This is a genomic window from Peribacillus sp. B65 (assembly GCF_058513295.1).
The window spans coordinates 4414833-4434842 of sequence record NZ_CP195840.1 but is presented as its reverse complement, the minus strand read 5'-3'; the positions used below and the strand labels follow the sequence as shown (position 1 = coordinate 4434842).

General features: G+C 35.2%; 14 protein-coding genes and 1 pseudogene. 12 read left to right on the top strand and 3 right to left on the bottom strand.

Features of this window, described 5'->3' with window-relative positions; genetic code table 11:
• Positions 1–16: 16 nt before the first annotated feature.
• From ACSR9O_RS21600 to ACSR9O_RS21580, 5 genes and pseudogenes are all read left to right on the top strand, one after another.
• Entirely contained in the window at positions 17–760 is a 744-nt protein-coding gene (locus tag ACSR9O_RS21600; protein ID WP_076368734.1) for an SDR family NAD(P)-dependent oxidoreductase, read from the top strand.
• A gap of 491 nt (positions 761–1251) precedes the next feature.
• Positions 1252–2913: an amidohydrolase gene (locus ACSR9O_RS21595; protein ID WP_491725071.1), complete on the top strand. Its 1662-nt coding sequence runs from the start codon at positions 1252–1254 to the stop codon at positions 2911–2913.
• A 174-nt stretch (positions 2914–3087) separates the two neighbouring features.
• Positions 3088–4341: an MFS transporter gene (locus ACSR9O_RS21590; RefSeq protein ID WP_230178352.1), complete on the top strand. Its 1254-nt coding sequence runs from the start codon at positions 3088–3090 to the stop codon at positions 4339–4341.
• Positions 4342–4723: 382 nt separating this feature from the next.
• A pseudogene (gloA2, locus tag ACSR9O_RS21585) lies at positions 4724–5109 on the top strand (SMU1112c/YaeR family gloxylase I-like metalloprotein).
• 213 nt (positions 5110–5322) lie between these two features.
• Positions 5323–6207 (top strand): DMT family transporter, encoded by an 885-nt coding sequence (locus ACSR9O_RS21580; RefSeq protein ID WP_491725070.1) that lies wholly within the window; start codon positions 5323–5325, stop codon positions 6205–6207.
• 92 nt (positions 6208–6299) lie between these two features.
• Here the strand turns inward: ACSR9O_RS21580 and ACSR9O_RS21575 are convergent, their stop codons facing one another.
• Positions 6300–6986 carry an ArsR/SmtB family transcription factor gene (locus ACSR9O_RS21575; protein ID WP_491725069.1) on the bottom strand — a complete coding sequence of 229 codons (687 nt, stop codon included), beginning with the start codon at positions 6984–6986 and terminating at the stop codon, positions 6300–6302.
• A 513-nt stretch (positions 6987–7499) separates the two neighbouring features.
• On the opposite strand from ACSR9O_RS21575, the gene ACSR9O_RS21570 reads away from it, so the two are divergent.
• Together ACSR9O_RS21570 and ACSR9O_RS21565 are read left to right on the top strand one after the other, a co-directional pair.
• A complete protein-coding gene (locus ACSR9O_RS21570; RefSeq protein ID WP_491725068.1) occupies positions 7500–8264 on the top strand; it encodes a hypothetical protein in 765 nt (254 codons plus the stop codon).
• 894 nt (positions 8265–9158) lie between these two features.
• Positions 9159–10571 (top strand): DHA2 family efflux MFS transporter permease subunit, encoded by a 1413-nt coding sequence (locus ACSR9O_RS21565; protein WP_491725067.1) that lies wholly within the window; start codon positions 9159–9161, stop codon positions 10569–10571.
• A 389-nt stretch (positions 10572–10960) separates the two neighbouring features.
• Here ACSR9O_RS21565 and ACSR9O_RS21560 read toward each other — a convergent pair whose 3' ends face one another.
• Both ACSR9O_RS21560 and ACSR9O_RS21555 read right to left on the bottom strand, forming a co-directional pair.
• Positions 10961–12817 (bottom strand): DUF262 domain-containing protein, encoded by a 1857-nt coding sequence (locus ACSR9O_RS21560; RefSeq protein ID WP_491725066.1) that lies wholly within the window; start codon positions 12815–12817, stop codon positions 10961–10963.
• Positions 12818–13290: 473 nt separating this feature from the next.
• Positions 13291–13413: a hypothetical protein gene (locus tag ACSR9O_RS21555; RefSeq protein ID WP_491725065.1), complete on the bottom strand. Its 123-nt coding sequence runs from the start codon at positions 13411–13413 to the stop codon at positions 13291–13293.
• A 148-nt stretch (positions 13414–13561) separates the two neighbouring features.
• On the opposite strand from ACSR9O_RS21555, the gene ACSR9O_RS21550 reads away from it, so the two are divergent.
• From ACSR9O_RS21550 to ACSR9O_RS21530, 5 genes are all read left to right on the top strand, one after another.
• Positions 13562–14533, top strand: a complete 972-nt coding sequence (locus ACSR9O_RS21550; protein WP_491725064.1) for an HNH endonuclease domain-containing protein — start codon at positions 13562–13564, stop codon at positions 14531–14533.
• 11 nt (positions 14534–14544) lie between these two features.
• On the top strand, positions 14545–14862 hold the full coding sequence (locus ACSR9O_RS21545; RefSeq protein ID WP_491725063.1) for a phosphoribosyl-ATP pyrophosphohydrolase: 318 nt from the start codon (positions 14545–14547) through the stop codon (positions 14860–14862).
• Positions 14863–15176: 314 nt separating this feature from the next.
• Positions 15177–16064 (top strand): Shedu anti-phage system protein SduA domain-containing protein, encoded by an 888-nt coding sequence (locus tag ACSR9O_RS21540; RefSeq protein ID WP_491725062.1) that lies wholly within the window; start codon positions 15177–15179, stop codon positions 16062–16064.
• A 429-nt stretch (positions 16065–16493) separates the two neighbouring features.
• Positions 16494–19364: a DUF4116 domain-containing protein gene (locus ACSR9O_RS21535; RefSeq protein WP_491725061.1), complete on the top strand. Its 2871-nt coding sequence runs from the start codon at positions 16494–16496 to the stop codon at positions 19362–19364.
• A gap of 366 nt (positions 19365–19730) precedes the next feature.
• Positions 19731–19973, top strand: a complete 243-nt coding sequence (locus ACSR9O_RS21530) for a helix-turn-helix transcriptional regulator (RefSeq protein WP_491725060.1) — start codon at positions 19731–19733, stop codon at positions 19971–19973.
• Positions 19974–20010 lie beyond the last annotated feature (37 nt).

Here is a 20010-nt window from a genome sequence, read left to right as displayed (position 1 = left end):
CAAGGAGTGTTTAGAGATGAGATTAGAAAATAAAGTGGCAATCGTAACAGGGGGAGCAAGCGGGATTGGAGCAAGCACGGCTCAATTATTTGCAGAAGAAGGAGCAAAGGTGGTCATTGCCGATTTTGCTGATCATGGACAGGCTGTGTCAGAAGAGTTAAATGGAAAAGGGTATGATACTCTTTTTGTTAAAACTGACGTGACGAATGAAAATGACGTAAAGAATATGATCGAAGAGACGGTTAATAAATATGGAAAACTGGATATCATGTTCGCAAACGCAGGAATTGCAAGAGACGGAAACATTCATGAGTTAAGCTACGAGCAATGGCAAAAAACGATTGATATTAATTTATCCGGTGTCTTCCTATCCGATAAATATGCGATAGAGCAAATGCAAAAACAATCTACTGGCGGCGCCATTGTCAATACAGGCTCCATCCATAGCCATGCAGGGAAACCGGGGGTAACAGCCTATTCTGCTGCGAAAGGCGGGGTCAAACTGTTAACACAAACGTTAGGTTCGACCTATGCGAAAGATGGCATTCGTGTCAATGCAGTTTGCCCTGGATATATAGATACACCACTTATTGCCGAAGCACAAGGTGAAATAAGACAAGGTTTGATCGATTTACATCCAATCGGCCGTTTAGGCAGGGCGGAAGAAGTGGCGAAAGCCGTTCTCTTCCTCGCAAGTGACGATGCATCATTTGTTACAGGCACAAGTCTTATTGTGGACGGCGGATATACCGCAGTATAAATTTTAAGGATTATTCGCTCGGTCTCTTAATCAGTCAAATTAGGTTTGAGGTGCCAATCAATAGAGCTTCTTCTGTAAGATGAGTGGTGTTCATACACCCAAATCATACTGGAGGGCTTTTTTTTACATATAAATGTATAAGGATTTAAAATGTAGATATAGTGATACATTCCGAAACCCTACCTTTTAGTTACATAATAATCTACCGACTTATATTTATTGTTATTTTTAGAAAATATTGAAAATTATAAATTTAAATGTTTTAATGTAACTATGCCTTTTATACTGGTTCGGACGACGTGATGTTAACACCACTAGTAAAATGGGGTAAATCTATTGTTTCATTATAGAAAGGATGTGTCATTTTACTCCTTATTGACTTGTAAATATATGCCCTATCTATTCAGTATTTCCATCTGTCAGTTTGCCAAGTTAGTACTATGACGAAATGAAGTGGATTTAAAACCAAAAAAAGGGAGGGACTTTATTTTATGATAAAAATCGATCTTTTATTTAAAAATGCAAATGTGCTGACTCTAGATAACAGGAATCGCCGGGCTAGGTCAATTGCTGTAGCAGATGGGAAAATTGTCGGGATTTGGGATGAGTGTGAGCCACCTAAAAGTGCAGTGGAGGTTACAGCAAGCACTGATGTTGTAGATTTAAAGGGATCCACCCTAATTCCAGGCTTTATCGATACTCATAACCATATTTTAATGTATGGATTAACGATGGGACAGGTGAACTGCGGTACACCGCCCAATCAATCCATAAAAGATATTTTAGAGGTGATTGGTGCAAAAGCAAAAGACACTCCCGATGGCGAATGGGTAAAGGGATATGGCTATGATGATACGCTTTTGTATGAAAAGCGCCATGTTACTCGGAGTGATTTAGATAAGGTTTCGCCAAATAACCCTGTAGTCATCACACACACTTCAGGGCACTTATCCGCAGTAAATTCGCTTGCCTTGCAATTCGCAGGTTTAACTGATGATGTTTCTGATCCCCAGGGCGGACATTATGGACGGGATGAGAACGGAAGACTTAATGGGGTAATTTATGAACCAGCGGCAATGGCACCAATAAATAATCACATACCGCAAATGACAATTGGGCAACAGGTTGACATGATAGGAAAGGCTTCAAAAGATTATGTCGCTCAAGGAATTACCACGAATACAGATGCTGCAGTTGGATTTAATAATTTGGAAGATTTAGAGGTTCATCTTAAAGCGGCTGAACAAAAAATTAATCCGATGCGAACGAGACTGATGATCATGCATCAGCAGCTTCGTGAAGGAGAGCCATTCGGGGGTTATTCTCCAGCTCAATTGGACCTGGAACTCAGGGAAAGGTCTGGGGGACGGGTTAAATTAGATAGCGCAAAAATGTTTCAGGACGGCTCCATCCAAGGATTAACAGGAGCTTTACGTCTTCCATATTATCAAAATCAAGATGTATACGGAGATCTCATTCATCAGCAGGAAGCATTTAATGAAGAAGTCTTAGACCTGCACAGACGAGGATTTAGGATCACAACGCATGGAAACGGGGATCGTGCGATCGGCTCGATATTAGCGGCATATGAATATGCTTTATCCAATAGCCCTCGTACAGGGCATCGCCATAGAATCGAACATGTCCAAACTGCGACCACCGAGGACATCATGAAGATGAGGGAACTTGATATAGCCGGATCCTTCTTCATCAATCATGTATATTATTGGGGAGACAGGCATAAACAAATTTTCCTGGGTCCGGAGCGTGGAAGACGTATAAGTCCGTTAGCTGAAGCTGTTGCACACAATTTATTGTTCACCCTGCATTCCGATTGTCCAATTACCCCAATCTCACCCCTATTTTCAGTATGGGCTGCAGTTAATAGAATAACGAGAGAAGGTCATGTTTTAGGCCCAGAACAGCGCATTGATGTAGAAACAGCTTTAAAGTCGATGACTATTTTTGGCGCAAAACTAAATTTTGATGAGTCACGATCAGGCAGCATAGAAATTGGAAAACAAGCAGACTTTACCATTCTCGAGACTGACCCTACAGCTGTTCATCCAGAAGAAATTAAGGACATAGCAATTCTAGCCACCTTCATAGATGGAAACCCAGTATATGGACAAGAAAAGGTAAAGACTACTTAATTTCTTACCGGAAATTTACTGCGTATAATCAAAAAAGGAAATCCTATATGTTTGACTTAAGAGCACCTATTATCTTTGAACCCGCATCCTCGACATTAGATACTCCATGATCCTGTTTCCTTAGAGTTTAAAGAATCGCGATGAAAATTAAAGCTAAACTAGGGGGCTATGCTAGTGAACAAATTAGCATTCGGTCAAAATCCAAAAATGATTTTGTTATTACTTTTTGCAGGTAATTTGTTCTCGGCACTGGATCGCTTTGTCATTAATTACGGGATTGTCCATATATCCGATGACCTCCAATTGAGCGCATCCTCCACAGGTCTGATATTAAGCGTCTTCTTTTTAGGATATGCGATAATGCAGATCCCCGGCGGCTGGATGGCCGATCGTTTCGGCGCTAGAATCGTTCTGATTGTCTCTGTCTTTAGTTTTACCATTTTTACCAGTCTGACAGGATTGGCATGGTCTTTTGTTTCGTTGCTGGTCATTCGTTTTATGTTCGGATTGGGGGAAGGAAGTTTCTTTCCTGCTGGGGCCAAAATGATAGCAGTGTCCATTGCGGAAGAAAAGCGATCCCGGGCAATGTCTTTGTTTCTTTCCGCACTCACTGTTGCAGGTGTCATTTCACCCATTCTAGCAGCCACTCTGCTTGTTAGTATCGGATGGAGGATGATGTTTGGCATTATTGGGATTTTCGGGTTTACGATTGGGTTGCTATATTTGTTCTTATTAAAACCAAGAGTAGGGAGTCAGGGCCCGCGAGAAGTAGATTCCTTAACGGAAGTTCCTGTCAAAGGTTCTTTTATTAAGCTGTTTAAAACCCCCTTGGTCCTTAGTTTGATGGCTGCCTCGTTTGCATATGGTTTCGTCAGCTGGGGAGTGATGTCATGGATGCCGACTTACTTGGTGCAGGAACGTGGCCTGAATTTAATTTCCATGGGTCTTTTACAGATGATCCCTGCAATAGCATCGGTGGCTTTCTATATTATCGCCGGTTATGTACTGGATAAAGTGAAAGTTGGTCGGGAAAAATGGATAGGGGGCTTTAGTGGATTAGGTCTAGCATTATTCGTGTATCTCATGTTTCATGCAGAAACGGTAACGGGAGTTATCATCTATCAATCCATTATACCTATATTTTCCGCAGCCTTATCCACTATCATTTTTAGTCTCCCGCTAAAGTATTTACCAGAAGCAATCGGAGGTTCTGCAGTGGGAGTGGTCAATTTAGGGATGCAAGTGGCTGGCTTCATCGCTCCTTTAACGATCGGTTTTGTCATAGACGCTTTCGATGGATCGTTTAATGGAGCTGTTTGGTTATTGGTTTCATTCGGAGTCGTTTGTTTTATCGCTTTTATGACCTTGAAATCGGGTAAGGAAAATTCCATATCAGAAAATCCACAAACAATTCCTGCTGTAAAATAGATTGATATAAATGAAGACAAAAGTGGGCGTGAGAATTTATAAAAATTTGTTCGAAATGGTATATAGAGAGTGAAATAAGTCTGCCAGCTACTATCTTGAAAAGCCTGATGTTACTGAATTCAGTTAACAGGGCTTTTTTTTATACGATATTATCAATATATTCATACAGTAAGGCCAGGGTATTTTTCATGATTAAAATATACAATTTTTCTATGTGCTGCAATTAATCTATTTGGAGTAGTGTTAAGACCTATATTCGGTGAAAGGAAAATGGATGTACTAGTGGAGTCCGAAGGAGGCACTGAAATCTAAGTTTTTATTAATGTATAACTTTGGTAAAATTAGTTTATAAAAATAATCAATGTTCTTAGGGAGGACACAAATGAAGGTAAAAAAAATACATCATGTAGCAATAATTTGTTCCGATTATGAAAAGTCAAAGACTTCTATGTAAATATTTTAGGGTGTGATATCGAGAAGGAAACATATCGGTCAGAAAGGAAATCGTATAAATTGGATCTTATCGTCGGAGGGGAATATCAGCTGGAATTATTCTCATTTCCTGATAGCCCCCATCGTCCTAGTTATCCTGAAGCTAGAGGGCTTAGACATCTTGCTTTTGAAGTGGAAGATATTAATCAAGCGATTGAAGATTTAGAAAACGAAAACATTCCAGTCGAACCTATCCGTGTTGATGGGTTAACAGGAAAAAGGTTTGCTTTTTTTTGTGATCCGGATGATTTGCCTCTAGAAATATATGAAAAGTAGGATGAGGTTACCTCTATTTTTTAAGTTGATTTCAAAGATGAATACGATGATTTAAAGAGGTTACTTATATCAATTAAACTATGAAGATTCCCTATGATATGTCGATACCATTAAGTTTGATCCACTTGTATTCCATATTTCGATGAGAGCTGAAATAATCACCGGCTATACTATCTGTAGATCGGTCATTTAAATATGTCAGGAGATAAAAAAATGAATGTTTACAAATTTACAGTGTTGATACTTTTAACGACATTTTTGATGGGTTCTTCTTTTGCAGTAGTTAAAATTGGTCTACCTTATTCATCTCCATTATTATTAGCAGCATTACGCTTCACACTTGCCGGACTCATAATGGCGATGATCGTAATCTTTTTAAAAAGACCGCATCCAAACTCTAAAGGGGATTGGATAAAAATGCTCATTATCGGCACCTTTCAAACAGCCGGAGTAATGGGGTGCATTTTCCTGAGTTTACGCACGATTACAGCAAGTGAATCCTCCATTCTTACATTCACGAACCCGTTGCTTGTTGTTGTTTTCGGTACGATCTTTTCACAAACACGCTATAAACTATATCAATGGATTGGTGTTTTATTAGGATTAGTCGGAGTAATTATAACGATGGGAGCGCAACTTGAATTTAAGGTTGGTATTCTTTTCGGCATTCTTTCTTCTGTTTTCTGGGCGATTTCCACATTATTGGCGAAAAAATGGGGAGCGATTTCCGATACATGGGTATTATCTGCCTATCAGATGCTTTTTGGCGGTTTACTGCTTTTACTTAGCAGCTTTATTCTTGAAAAACCATTTTTCATACTGAATGGCAATTCGTTGTTCATTTTATTATGGTTAAGTATCATGTCATCGATCGTGCAATTTGCTGTTTGGTATTACCTTTTACAAAAGAGTGATCCCGGAAAAACAAGTGCCTTTTTATTTTTGGCACCTTTCTTCGGTGTATTATCAGGGTGGGCACTATTAGGTGAACAGATATACACTTCACTCCTAATTGGCGGACTGTTTATCATCATTGGCATCTATCTTGTAAATAGCAATTTCCAAAAGGAAAATAAATTCGTTAAAAGAGCTTTATAGTAATCCCATGGATTTAAGCCGCTAAAGACAGAAAATCCTACATGATGAAAAAGAAAAGAGCCTTTTTCTTTTTCATCATGAAGGATTATAAATTATACCTCTATACAAAAAACTTCTTTAAATCCTTCTTTCCCTTTAGGTGTTACTTTTACTGCGCGAATAGATGGAACACGGACTATCCAGCCTAAATCAAATAAATGTGTAAGGAGCCCATTCCCTAAAGCTCCGCCAAGATGATGGTGACGTTCACTCCAATCTAAACATGAGTGGGAAAATGAACGGCGTTTTCTTCTTAAAACAAGTAAATCGATGCCGAATTCAGAAAAAAAGTGATTTCCTTTGGGTGTAACTGTAAACTCTCTCTCTTCTTTTTTCAAATATCCGGCCTTCAACATCGATTCAGTTAATTGGACTCCCAGTTTTCCTGCCAAGTGATCATAGCAAGTTCTGGCTTCCTGAAGCATTTTAACTTGGCTTGATTGTTTTAACGACCGAACTTCAGGAGGTGGGGAAATGGCAAGAAACGATTCTAAAATGTGCGCAATTTCTCCATTTGCTAGCTGATAGTAACGATGTCGTCCGTGTTTTTCAACTTTAACAAGGTTACCTTCCACTAATTTAGAAAGGTGAAAGCTGGCGGTTTGAGGTGTTATTACAGCCATCAATGCTAATTCACCTGCAGTATGAAAACGCCCATCCAGTAAACTTGCAAGTATTGTTGCACGTGACGTTTCTCCTAGGAGGGAGGCTATCTCCACCATATTTGGATTTATACTCACAATAATTACCAACCTTTCTAACGATATGTAGCTAATTTTTAGTTTAAATAAGCTGAATGCTATGTAATTAGCATTTAAAACATGTAAACTTATTTTTCTATTATACAGTACCCTGCCGTAATGATATTCGGTAATTCACGATTCCTGCTTTAATTAAATTTGAAAAAGGATATTGGACCCTACAATAAAAGTGGATAGTGTTTATTTCGTATTTTTTCGGAACAATATATTTTGAGTCGTCTCTACAAGGATTTTTTTGATAAAATGCACGTGATAAATTGGTTGCTTTTTTGGGGAGAGATTATGAAATCAGGAGAGGTTAAAAAGAAGACTGTAAAGAAGAAAGATTGTATACCTTTGGATAAGCGTTTTTTACTGAAGTATATTCTTTGTAAACTAGGCATACATTTTTACATGTTCACTAATAGTAAACGTTCATAATAGTCTTAGAATAAATACCGGTGAATAGTCCCTTTTGTGAATTTAGTAGTCAAATAGGAGGGAATGAAGCGTATGAAAATGTCAGACGTTGGATTTAAAGGTCAAGTTTTTGGATTTATAAAGTTCACACCTTTTGTGGAAAGTTTTTTGTCTGGAGATTTATATATGAATAATTTCAAAAAGTATATTGATATAGAAAGTGCTTCAGGAGAAAAAGGTGTAGGAGACAAATTTGAAGCAGCACATGTTTTTACGGAATTAACAATGAATTTCTTTACTCAAGATACCAATGAATTAATAATGTCGGGGCGTACTAAAAAATTGAATTTCAGAAAAAATATAAATGTAAAAAGACCATTATATTGTATGTTTGCAATTATTGGCGATATGTTAAAAGTGGTTAACGAGGATGAAAAGTATTACTATACCAAATTTGATTTACCTAATGAACAAATCGATAAAATGATCAGGGAGTTCGGAGATAGCTTAATTTTTGTTACCCCATCGCAATTTATTGACAGAATAACTAGAACACTCAATGAAAAAGGTTATGCTTACAGAGGGGGCTTGGTAAAATATGATGATTATAACATCAATTCCTCAGCTAGGATGAGCTCTTATAAAAATCAAGGGACTGATATTTATTTTTGGAAAGATAAATACTTTGAAAATCAATATGAATATCGCATAGTTCTCACAGATCAAGAAGTTGATGAAGCCTTAATTGTAAACATAGGTGATATTTCAGACATTAGTACCATTTTTAATGCAAACGAATTTTTCAGTGATAAATTTGAAATAAGATTACGAAAGAAAGGAAATCTAAGCATCCATTAAATTGGGTGCTTTTTATTTACAGGATGGATAAAGAAAGTATAGAGCTTTTTAAAGAATTAAATAGAACAGTTAAATTAACCGGGAATTCTAGGGTAATCGGATCATAAATATTCACTAGTATGGGTTTGTCTTTACCGAAGGTTGCTTTTATAACATTGGAAAAATATAAAGATGGAAATATGCAGCAAACTCATGCAGGGTTTCGAATAAAGAAGTATAGTGATTATTCTATTAAAAGAGGGCGACCAAGTCATCCAGGTGACTAGTTCTCCCTCTTTTGAACTTTTTCTATATAAAAAGTTTTTAAACCATTTATGGATCTTTTAAGAGAGCGCCATTCAATAGAGTCCAAAATTCAGCAATAAACGCTCTGAAACTGACGACTTTCTTCTATTGTTATTCATAAAACTATGAATATGGCGGAAAAACATACTGTAGATAATGGCCATTTTGCTGGAAATTCAAAAAGTATCATTCGCTTTTAAATCATAGGGACTAAGGTATCAAAACGCGGAAATATACGTTTAGCAAATATCGGCAACGTAATGGCAATGGTGATAAGTGGTTATAAGCCAGTTAAGTTTTTATGCAATAATACGATCACTTGATATGAATGTTATGATGACTGATACCGCTATTTGATCTGCTCTTATAGGTGAGTGACTTTTGAGGTGCTACCGTGTTTGGCTTAACAGCAACCCTGTGACCAGGCCAAAACGGACATCCATTGCAGCCTATTTTTCAAAGGAAATCCCTTTTTATTTGTAGGGAAAGGAATGATTTAATGCCAACTTTATTACTATTATTTTTAACAGCAAATAAGTGGAAATCTTATGTAAATTCGTGTAATCTACAAAAGTATGTTTTTTTCCTAATCGTAAAGGGGGACCTTAATTGAGTTCAACAAAAAGTAAACAGTCAACAATTGTTGCCCTTTTACTTGCGGGCACATTTATTGCGATCTTGAATCAAACATTAATGATTACCGCGATTCCTCCTGTAATGGAGGAGATGAATGTTACGGCAAATAGTGCACAGTGGCTAACAACCGTTTTTATGCTGGTTAATGGGATCATGATCCCTGTTAGCGCGTTTTTACTGGAGCGCTTTACCACCAGACAGCTTTTCCTTTCCGCGATGGGGATTTTTGCTATTGGTACTTTGGTGGCGGGGCTAGCTCCTAATTTTGGAATGCTGCTGCTAGGACGGATGATTCAGTCGAGCGGAGCCGGAATCATGCTCCCGTTAATGCAGACAGTCTTCCTAATGATTTTCCCTGTTCATAAACGGGGTGCAGCGATGGGACTGGTCGGTCTGGTTATTTCCTTCGCGCCAGCTATTGGTCCCGCTTTATCTGGCTGGGTTACGGAGACCTACTCATGGAGGGTGTTATTCTTTATCATTCTTCCAATTGCTATTATTGATATCATAGTTGCATTCTTCGCTTTAAAAAATGTAACAGAAGTTACACGGCCAAAAGTGGATGTGCTTTCGATTGTTTTATCTTCCGTAGGTTTCGGTGGGTTATTGTATGGATTTACAGCTGCAGGTAATTATGGCTGGACAGACGAGAGTACCATCATATCGCTAGGCATTGGAACAATTTCACTTGTTTGGTTTATCAAAAGGCAATTGCGATTAAAGCATCCAATGCTGGAGTTCCGTGTGTTTACGTATTCATTATTCCCGATTGCCATTATTATTGGAGCCATTACCTTTATGGGTCTGATAGGTGCCGAAACGCTCATCCCGCTATTTATGCAAAACATGCGAGGATTTACTGCGTTTGAAGCTGGATTAGCCATACTCCCTGGAGCGCTTATTACCGGAATAATGTCACCGTTCATTGGACGTATTTTTGACCGGATTGGGGCCAGGTGGCTGGTTATTGGCGGATTACTCCTCATAACCGCCTCCTCCTTTACTTTTATGGATGTTGGTCCCTCGACAAGCTTTACATTTATAATGGTCATGTACAGTATTCGGATGTTCGGATTAGCCATGGTTATGATGCCTGTTTCGACAGCCGCCTTAAACCAGCTGCCTAAACGGTTAATCGCCCATGGTGCAGCAATGGATAATACGATGAAAATGATTGCCGCATCTGTAGGTACTGCCATACTTGTTACTGTAATGACATCAGCTACCGAAAATGCTCAGCAGCGTCCCGAGATCGTCCATCCTGATATGTATGGCGCGCAAATCTCATTTATTGTCATCGCTGTACTTTCGTTAATTAGCTTCCTCATTTCTTTTAAAATAAAGGATCAAAAATCAGCAGGAAAAGAGTTCCGAGAGAAGAATTAAAGATTTGAATCCGAGTTTTTTATGGTTGAAAAGAATCACAATATAGATTTCATCTACTTGTGATTCTTTTTTTTACTGAATATCCTATTGGCGTCAGGCTCCTCACCTTATTGAACTTCCTCAGTTTCTCGCAAATACCCGCTTATTCACAGGTTTTATTTTGAATGTTTGTACGGATAAATGAAGTAAGTTAGGGACATTAAGGCATCGTGAAATAAAGGAACAATAAATGTTATTTAGTAGTCAAAAGCAATGATAATAGTGGAATATTCCATATATGGCATCTAGTCACCAATGAATTCATAGAGAATTGTATTGTACAATTATTTTGAAGTGGTATAAGTGTTTTTCGCACCAATGTTATAAATGACTGATAAAAAAACTCTCTGTTATTCTGTTAGTAAATCATATACGATTTCAGCAATTTCATTTGATCTTTTTTCCACTGAATGTTTATTAAATTTGTTATTTTTTTCGAAATAAGAGGTTAATTTTTTATTTAAAAAGTCTATTTTTTCTTTTCTTTCGCCACTTTTAACGCTAAAAGGAATATTTCCAGTTAGTTTCTTAGTTACAAAGAATTCACTGATTTTATAATGAACTGCCTTATCTTCAGGGACTTTATTTGAACCAGAAGTGTTTGAGTCAAGTAGTAGTAATGTTAAATTACCTATTCTGTTTAAATTGTCTTTAAACTCATTCTCGTTACTAAATCCATAATTATGTAGTTGGTTAAGTGCCATTTTCCTCGAGAAAATGTGTTCAATACTAATTTTTTTATTATTAATTTTTTTATCAAGAACCCTTTCGTGGTTTAGACCATAGTATTCAATGAATTTAAAAATTTGGTCAACTTTATTTATTGGTTTTTCTTTTGATCCTTTTTCAAATTTTCTTGTTGCAATGGCGTTTTTAGCATCCAATGCTTTTTCTTTTATTAATAAGTCAATGCTGTTTACAAATTGAGCATATGCATTAGTTTTATTTTTTTTGCTATTACTTAGGTATTTTTCTATTATAGATGGAATCTCTCTTTCAATGTAATTTGTTTGTGTAAAAGAAAATAACACACTTGAACCTAGACGAATTGCTAAATCCAATACTTCCTCTTTAGTTTCTTGGGATTCATTATAAAATGGTATCAGTAAGAAAAATAATTGTTTTATTCCCAAAATATCTACTAAATATTTTAATTTATTTAAATCATCTGTATAATTGTTATCTGCTATGAATGCGATTTTAGTGTAAGCTTCTGCTCTCTTTTTTATATCTTTTGAGAAGTCTAAAATCTCGGTAATATTTGTGACTTTAAAAAAGTTATCTGCAAATTCTTCATACATCTTTTCATTTTTAATGTTTTTACCCTTTGTTCCAATAATATAATGTTTTAAAAATTGGCTCTCATTAATTGATGCTCTTTTATTATAGTGAAGGTTATCTAAAAAGCTTGCCCAATTATTTTTAAATTCAATTTCTTGGTCATCAGTAGCACCTTGCTCGGATAATTTTTTTAATAACAAGTTCTTAATTAAATCAATAGGTTCTAGGCGAACCCCACGATTATTGAGGATTTCAAACAATTGAAATGCTTTTGCTAAATTAGGGGCTTTCGTCAATATTACGCTAACCTTACTTTCTAGATACATTGCAAATTTTAGATGTTGTTCAATGCTCATCTGCTCAATATATTCACTTAAAGTTTCATACACAATTCTAATATTTTTATCAGAAGGAGTTTCATCGTTTTCCTCTGTATATGTGGCTGGGTCATCTATCAGTAAGTATCGATAAGTTTGCCCGAAATTTAAACTTTCATCATGGAACAATTTATGTGTTGCCTGTCCACTGTAACTCAATTTTGAATATCCACTCAACAGTTTCGAAGTTAAACCATGTAAAACTACTGTATAATTATTATAATTTGGATTCATACTTAATTCTAAATTTTTAAGATACATAATTCTGAATATTAAAGTTAAAGTTGTTAATCTTTGTTGTCCATCAATAACGTATCTAATTTTATTTTTCTCATCCTCAATAGCAACAATATTTCCTAACAGATATCCATCTAATTCTTCGGGATCTTTATTAAAATTATCTGTATCTTCACTAAAGTCATCCATTAAATCTCTTGCTTGAGCTGCTCCCCAAACAAAAGTACGCTGAAAATCTGGTACTTTGTATTTGAAGTCTACACTTAAAAGTAAATTTGATATTTCGACTTTCTTTGAATCAATGCCAGCCATCTAACGTTCCTCCTTTAAAAGTGTAAAATTACTTAATTAAATCTTATTTTATTTTACAATAAAAATTTCTAGAAAAAAACGTTTTCAAATTAGTAATGTTTACCCGATAAATAAAATAATAAGTTAAGCTTTTAGGTAAGGGATAACACCTTTATACGATTATTAATATGTTGTTACTAAGCTAACGAAGGCTTTATTAGAAAAGGTAAAAAATTTAGACCACGACAAGTGGTCTTTTTTAGGTCATAAAAAAAGCAAAGAGCAACCACTTTGCCTATTATGATTTAAATTATGTAAGGTCAGTAAAGTCTCTCTTTTTTTGGTCTCAATCGTGCAAGATAACCAGACCTCAACATTCTGTGAAGCTCATCATTTGCCTTTTCTTTTAAAACAGATTTTGCATAAGCTTGGTCAAGAGCCATTCCTTTGGCATTTGCTCTCTTAACAACTTCTGTAATGCTGTTCGTGTATGCTTACTCCTTGATAATCCATTTTTTCAAGGTATCTGCCTGATATTCCTCTACCAAAGTTATGTACTGATGCAGCCTTCTAATCTCAGCTTGTGCTCTCGGAACAGTAATTAGTTTTATTGCCATAAATTCACCTCCATATTAGGAATTTTCGACAGTTTCATTTTGATCCTTTCGACAACATTATGAACAAATTTGCTCTTTTTTAGTGTTTCTTCTAAATGGGAATATTTGATATAATTATTTAACTAGAATAACGAGGAAAGGTTTAACAATGGACATTTACATTAAACAGTGGAACGACCTTATTTTGAATTGCAACTTTGATAATACATATAAAATGGCATGGTCTAAGGCGTTAGTTGAATTAACCGTTAATACCAATGAACCTATAGAAGATATTGTTATATTTGATTTTAACGATATTGGAAAACTTTGTTTAAAGTATTATTGGAATCAAACAATTTACTTTGATTTAATACAAAGTCCAAACATAAAAAAACCTCCTGAAATCATTTCTTCTACTAAGGATTTAATAACGTTATTCTTTAATAAAAAGCAATCTGTACAACCAATAAGATTTGAAAAGATAGACTTTAGTACGATTAAATTAGCCCGTGAATATGAATTGGCGCTAAAAAACATTGTTAGAACACTAAAGCAAGATGTTTGTTGGCGTTTTAAGAACCTTAACCGTCAAACATACGAAATATATGAATTGGACCGTAATGAGGGTAAGGTATTTTTTTATAAAAACCATGTCTTAACTCTTAAAGAGTACAGTGATTTTTTATTTACCGTTATAAATTACCGTTGGACACAAATGTTAGAGGGCTTTGATTATAGTCCACGGATTTCAAGAAAAGTACGGGCAATAGATGAAAATAACATTAGACGGACTTCTTTAAAAAAGTTTCATCAGTACCTTGATTTAATGTTTGAGGACGGCAAAAGAAAGTGTTTTTATTGCGGTGAAAACATAGCTGAAAACGAGATTTCCGTTGACCATGTTATACCGTGGTCTTATATGTTTTCGGATGATTTATGGAACTTAGTGTACTGCCATAAAGGGGAAAACTCCGAAAAGTCTAACCGTTTGCCTTCAAATGAAGATATAATTCGCTTAGAAGAGCGAAATAAACAGTTATTAGACCGTATGCAAAATAACACTAAGGACTATGATCAATTACAAATTGCCGTTGAAAAGGATTACGTTAAAAAGTTTTGGATTTCATTTAAAGGATAGGGGCGATATTAGTGGGTGAAAAAATTTATAACAAATTAGTACGGGATAAAATTCCGCAAATCGTTAAACAGGGTAATAAAGTACCTTTTACACTTGTTGCTACCGAACAAGAGGTTAAGCCGTTGTTACTGCATAAATTAATAGAAGAATTGGAAGAGTTTAAAGCTACACCTAACGAAGAAGAGTTAGCGGATATATTAGAAGTTATTGACGGTATGGCATACGCCTTTAACTTAGATATGGAAAAGGTATTAAAAGTAAAAGCTGATAAGTTAGAAAAACGAGGGGGATTTAATGAACGCATTATTTTAGAAAAGGTAATAGAGTAATTATAATGAAAATGGTCCCCTCTCAGTTGAGAAGGGCTTTTAATAAGGAATTATTTATTTGTGCTTTTTTCTTGTTCAACTAACGGAGCAGTTTAGTTCAAGAAGGGATTTTCAATTAACTAACGGGTGCTTTACTTGAAAAACATGGGTTGCAAGTCAACTCATGTTTCTAATTAAATTAAAGTTGCAGGTTGGTACAAGAAGGAGTTGTAGCTATTCTTGTCGAAGTGAAGATGCAGATTAGTATTAAAAAGAAAAACAGAAAACTAGATAGTTGTGTTTAACCTAACCGGAAGAAAGTGGTGAATTATACTATGATTAGTGAAAATTCTATTTTTAACAAACCCTACAACCTTATAGATAATGCTCCAAAAGTTATTGAATGGGAAGATTACGAAAGAAATTTACTTGAAGATTATGAGATCCTATTAAAAGAACATGGAGACGAGGAAGATGTTTTTCAAGAATTTTTTGAAAAAAATCCATCACTATTACCAGGAGCTTTTGGAATTTATGGTGAATCTGGTCATGCTCCATATAATAATGCTTTAATTACTCAACCATTACTCCAAGGTTTAACAACTAAAATACCTGATTTTTTGTGGATTGCTTCAGATAGTGGAACAATTTATCCAATTTTTATAGAGATAGAAAAACCTAATAAAAAATGGTTTAGAAATGATGGACGACCAACAGCAGAATTTACTCAAGCTCAAAATCAACTTAGTGATTGGAAAATGTGGTATTCAAATCCTAATCACCAAAGTCTTTTTTATCAGTATTACGATATAGATGGAGAAATAGCGAGGGGGAAAGCAGTTAAACCACAATTTGTTTTAATTTTCGGGTCTAGAAGTGAATTTAGTGGGAAACCTGATTTAAATCAAAAAAGATCGCAATTAGTGCGAGAAAATGAAATATATATGACCTTTGATAGATTAACACCTAATATCAAAGCAAGAAATACCATTACTTGTAAAGTGAAAAATAGGAATTATGTCGCTAAATTTGTTCCACCAACATTTAGATTAGGACCTGTATTTGCTGAGGAATTAAGTAAAATAGATAATAATGAAGAAGCTATTAATAATTCTCAAATAGATGATATAAGAAAAGAATTTCTTATTTCCAGACTTAAATATTGGGTGGATTTCGGCAAAAGACAACCAAGAGGATTGAGAAATTCAGGAGATTGGGAATAAACCTTTTGTTATTCGAAGTAAGGGTGCGATATAAAAATTCGCCTAACCAAAAAAACAGCATTTTCCAAGTATATTGAGGCTGCTGTTTTTTAATTTTATCGGATTATAGGCTTAGCGTTGTAAATCGGCATTTTCCTGACGCTACTCCTAAAAGAAAAAAATCTGTAATGTTGTGCAGCTAAAGATTATGCACTTCCATTCCAGGGGTAGCTTTGTATCAATAGCCTTTATTCTTTTGAAATTGTGAAGTGCTAACGTGGCAGGTTAGTACAATAAAGATTTAGAAATCGAATTTAAACAGCAGTGAGGCTTGGGCGTATTACGGGAGGACAAGGGGGATTATGAAAGTTCAGTGAAATGAATTAAGCAAAAAGGGAAAATATAGTATTATGTATTTAGGCAATTGTGTTTTCAGTGGAGGTGGATAGAATGGATAAGACATCTGAGATTATTACTATAAGTGATCGAGATATAATGTCAGCCATTCAAGAAAATGGTTGGTACCTTGACAAGGTAGAAAAAACGCCTGAAAGATGCTTAGAAGCTGTTAAGCAAAATGGTCGTACATTACAATTGGTTCCTAAAAATTCACATTCTATAGCTTTGTGTCTTGCTGCTGTTAAACAAAATGCTTTAGCTATAAAATATGTGTCAAGAAAAATAATGACGGATGATATTTGCATAGAAGCCGTTAGAAATGACGGAACAATAATAGCCTACTCCACGTATATTCCTGATGAGTTCCGAACAAAAAAGCTTTATCTTGAGGCAATAAAGCAAAATGGCAAAGCCCTTGAATATGTTCCCGATAAGTATAAGTCGGAAAGTTTTTGCAGAATAGCTATTATGCAAAATGGTTTAGCGCTCGAATTTGTTCCGAAGAATATTCTGTCAAAAGAACTATTCGTGTTAGCAGTTGAGCAAAACGGATTGAGCTTGGAATATGTGCCAAGTAAAAACAGAAGCAAAGAATTATGTAATGCTGCTGTTAATAATAATGTATTGGCATTAGAGCATGTACCGAACAGATATAAAACGACGGAGTTGTGCAATGCGGCGGTAAACTCAAGTTGGAAAGCTCTTCTTTTTGTACCTGAGAGTATGTATACTTTAAATAATTGCCTTGAAATATTTGAACGGATATTAAGGGAATGCGACGATCTTTCTGAGATATCGTATAGTGACCGCTCTTGTGTTAGAGAGATAGCAAACCGCTTGCCAGATGATATAAACAACGATATTCAAATTATCAGATTGGAAAGACAATTACAGGTACGGGTATTTAAGAGAAAATACTTTGATAAAGAAATACATAGATTTATTACGATAGAAAAAATATGCTATAGAGAAGAGGATGAAGTAAAAGAATTCGATTTATTTGTTGACTTTTATAAGCATTTAGATGCGGATTTGAAAAATGCCAATTTGCTTCATTATGATTTTAAAGAGGTCAGTCTCGCCGATTTTAATATTGAAGGTGCCTATATTAACAGCGATGTATTAGTCGAACAACACTTATATGACGATTCTTTTTATGCTGAAAACGTCAAAGATTATGATTGCAAAACAGAGCTGATGATTTCTGCAGAAAATGAAGTAGTAAAGGCTATCTCTGTTCTTCATGATATCGATGTGATTTCAAATGCCACATTAAATGACACTTCCCACAAGATTTACTATATTAGTGATATACACCTCAATCATAAGCTTTTAAAAGCATTCCCGACAAATGCGACTGAATTGGAAGTTAAAATGTATATCAGAGAGCTTGTAGAAAAAATGATTGATACTGCTACAGATGGGTCTCACGACGACTACTTATTAATAGCGGGAGATATATCTTTTAATTTTGAAATATCGACTTTGTTTTATACAGAATTAGTCAAATATATGAAATCGAAGTTTTGGAGTCATCGTCAAATAGTAGTAGTGCTTGGGAATCACGAATTATGGGATTACAATCGGCGCGGGTTTGCACATTCTAAATCGCTTACATTGGATGAAATTATTCAGCAATACCGGGATTTGTTCTCAAATCTAGGTATATGTTTTTTACAAAATGATTTGCTGCTTTCAAACGGAACGATCATTTCAGAAAAGCAATTGCAATCCATTGATCAGGACGAGTTGAAGCATATCTGCTTGAAAAGTCCTTTTGTAATACTGGGTGGATTAGGGTTTTCCGGCTTAAATTCACAATTTAACGCCACGCAAGGAATTTATCGGCAAACCATTATGTCTATAGATGAGGACATCAAACAGACAAACCAATTTCAATTCATTTACAATAAAGTGAAAAGTGTTTTAGGCAACGATAAAGTTATAATTTTAACACATACGCCAAAAGAAAACTGGTCGAATGAGGATTACAACCCTAACTGGATATATGTGAATGGACATACTCATCGAAATGATTACTGTTGTGACGAGGAAAAAACTTTTTATTCCGACAATCAAATTGGATATTTTTCTACCAGCATAGGTCTAAAGCATTTTAAATTATCAAGGGCTTATGATATTTTTAAGTATTATCCTGACGGAATTTATTCTATTTCTAGAGAGCAATATTTGGACTTTAACCGAGGCGTTGGGATTAAAGTAACTTTTAATAGAGCAGGAACTATACATATGCTTAAAAACAATAATGTATATTGTTTTATACTTGAAAACCAGAACACAGGGAAAAAATATCTGTTAAATGGTGGGATGATTAATAATTTAGAACATAACGACATTAATTATTACTTTAAGAGAATGGCGTATTATTCAGATGCAATCATAGGGTTATTTAGCGATTACAATCAAGCACTAAAATCCATATCTGATAGTATTAAAAAAATTGGCGGTACTGGCACAATCCACGGATGTATTGTTGATATAGATTACCTTAATCACATTTATGTGAATCCGGTAGACGGAACCGTAACCCCATATTTTGCCTGCTCGATTGTCGATAAGTATACCTATCCAAATGTCAAAGCGCTTTTGTTAGCTCAAAGAAAAGATTTATATGATAATTATATGAAACTTTTAGAAGGAGAGAGTGATGGCGTCAAGCTGTTGGAAGGTGAAATAAAAGCAGAAAGCATTGAAATATCAAGATATGTTCCAGATACTGATATGTATAGACCATCAAGAATAATGAGGTCATTACAGTACCTGACAGAAGTTAATGTTATAAGGATTTGGAATGATCGTATTATCGACTTTCAATTGCAAAGCAAAAATAAAGCAAAAGATTTGTTTGCTAATAATAACGACACTTTGTTGCTATCAGTTAAACGAAACAGAAGCAATTAACGCCGCTTTTCAGCGGCGTTTCTTCGTGATTATGAGTTGTTTAATGATCTTTTAGATTAAGGAAATTCTGGTTGCGCATAAATAGTCGTTTATACTGCTTTGTTGGTGTCAACAGAGATTCCGGAACTATAGCTTAGTGTCCAATATATAGGTAAATTCGTGCTTTATAAGAGTATTAAAATCATATGGATGGCTTTTCTTTCCCATTGGGTTATCGAAATTATTATTCGGATTTGAAAAAATAAGGGATACCCATAAAAATAAGAGAGATAACTTTTTTCATTCAGCAATATTTTCACAATCAACTTTAGTTGTCAATTATAGTTGACAACTAAAGTTGGATTTGTTAATCTAAACATGTAATAAATGGATTTGGAGGTAAAAAATGTGGGTGACCTGAAGTTTAAGACAATACTCAAAGAAGAACGGGAAAAAAGAGGATTATCTCAGGAAAAATTAGCTGGTCTGGTAGGTGTTTCTAAAGAAACCATTAGAAAAGTTGAAAGTGGATTATCCATACCAAATGTTTTTTTGGCTTTAGCCTTAGCTAAAGTTTTATCAGTATCAATCGAATATCTTTTTGAAAAATTAAAAGACAAAGAAAAGTAAAGAACGGAGGAAGTGCATGAATGTTTAATTAAAACAT

What these genes read in the sequence shown, in the direction of transcription:
- ACSR9O_RS21600 (WP_076368734.1), top strand. Translation starts at nt 17, where the DNA reads ATGAGATTAGAAAATAAAGTGGCAATCGTAACAGGGGGAGCAAGCGGG.
- ACSR9O_RS21595 (WP_491725071.1), top strand. Translation starts at nt 1,252, where the DNA reads ATGATAAAAATCGATCTTTTATTTAAAAATGCAAATGTGCTGACTCTA.
- ACSR9O_RS21580 (WP_491725070.1), top strand. Translation starts at nt 5,323, where the DNA reads ATGAATGTTTACAAATTTACAGTGTTGATACTTTTAACGACATTTTTG.
- ACSR9O_RS21570 (WP_491725068.1), top strand. Translation starts at nt 7,500, where the DNA reads ATGAAAATGTCAGACGTTGGATTTAAAGGTCAAGTTTTTGGATTTATA.
- ACSR9O_RS21560 (WP_491725066.1), bottom strand. Translation starts at nt 12,817, where the DNA reads ATGGCTGGCATTGATTCAAAGAAAGTCGAAATATCAAATTTACTTTTA.
- ACSR9O_RS21555 (WP_491725065.1), bottom strand. Translation starts at nt 13,413, where the DNA reads ATGGCAATAAAACTAATTACTGTTCCGAGAGCACAAGCTGAGATTAGA.
- ACSR9O_RS21550 (WP_491725064.1), top strand. Translation starts at nt 13,562, where the DNA reads ATGGACATTTACATTAAACAGTGGAACGACCTTATTTTGAATTGCAAC.
- ACSR9O_RS21540 (WP_491725062.1), top strand. Translation starts at nt 15,177, where the DNA reads ATGATTAGTGAAAATTCTATTTTTAACAAACCCTACAACCTTATAGAT.
- ACSR9O_RS21535 (WP_491725061.1), top strand. Translation starts at nt 16,494, where the DNA reads ATGGATAAGACATCTGAGATTATTACTATAAGTGATCGAGATATAATG.
- ACSR9O_RS21530 (WP_491725060.1), top strand. Translation starts at nt 19,731, where the DNA reads ATGGATTTGGAGGTAAAAAATGTGGGTGACCTGAAGTTTAAGACAATA.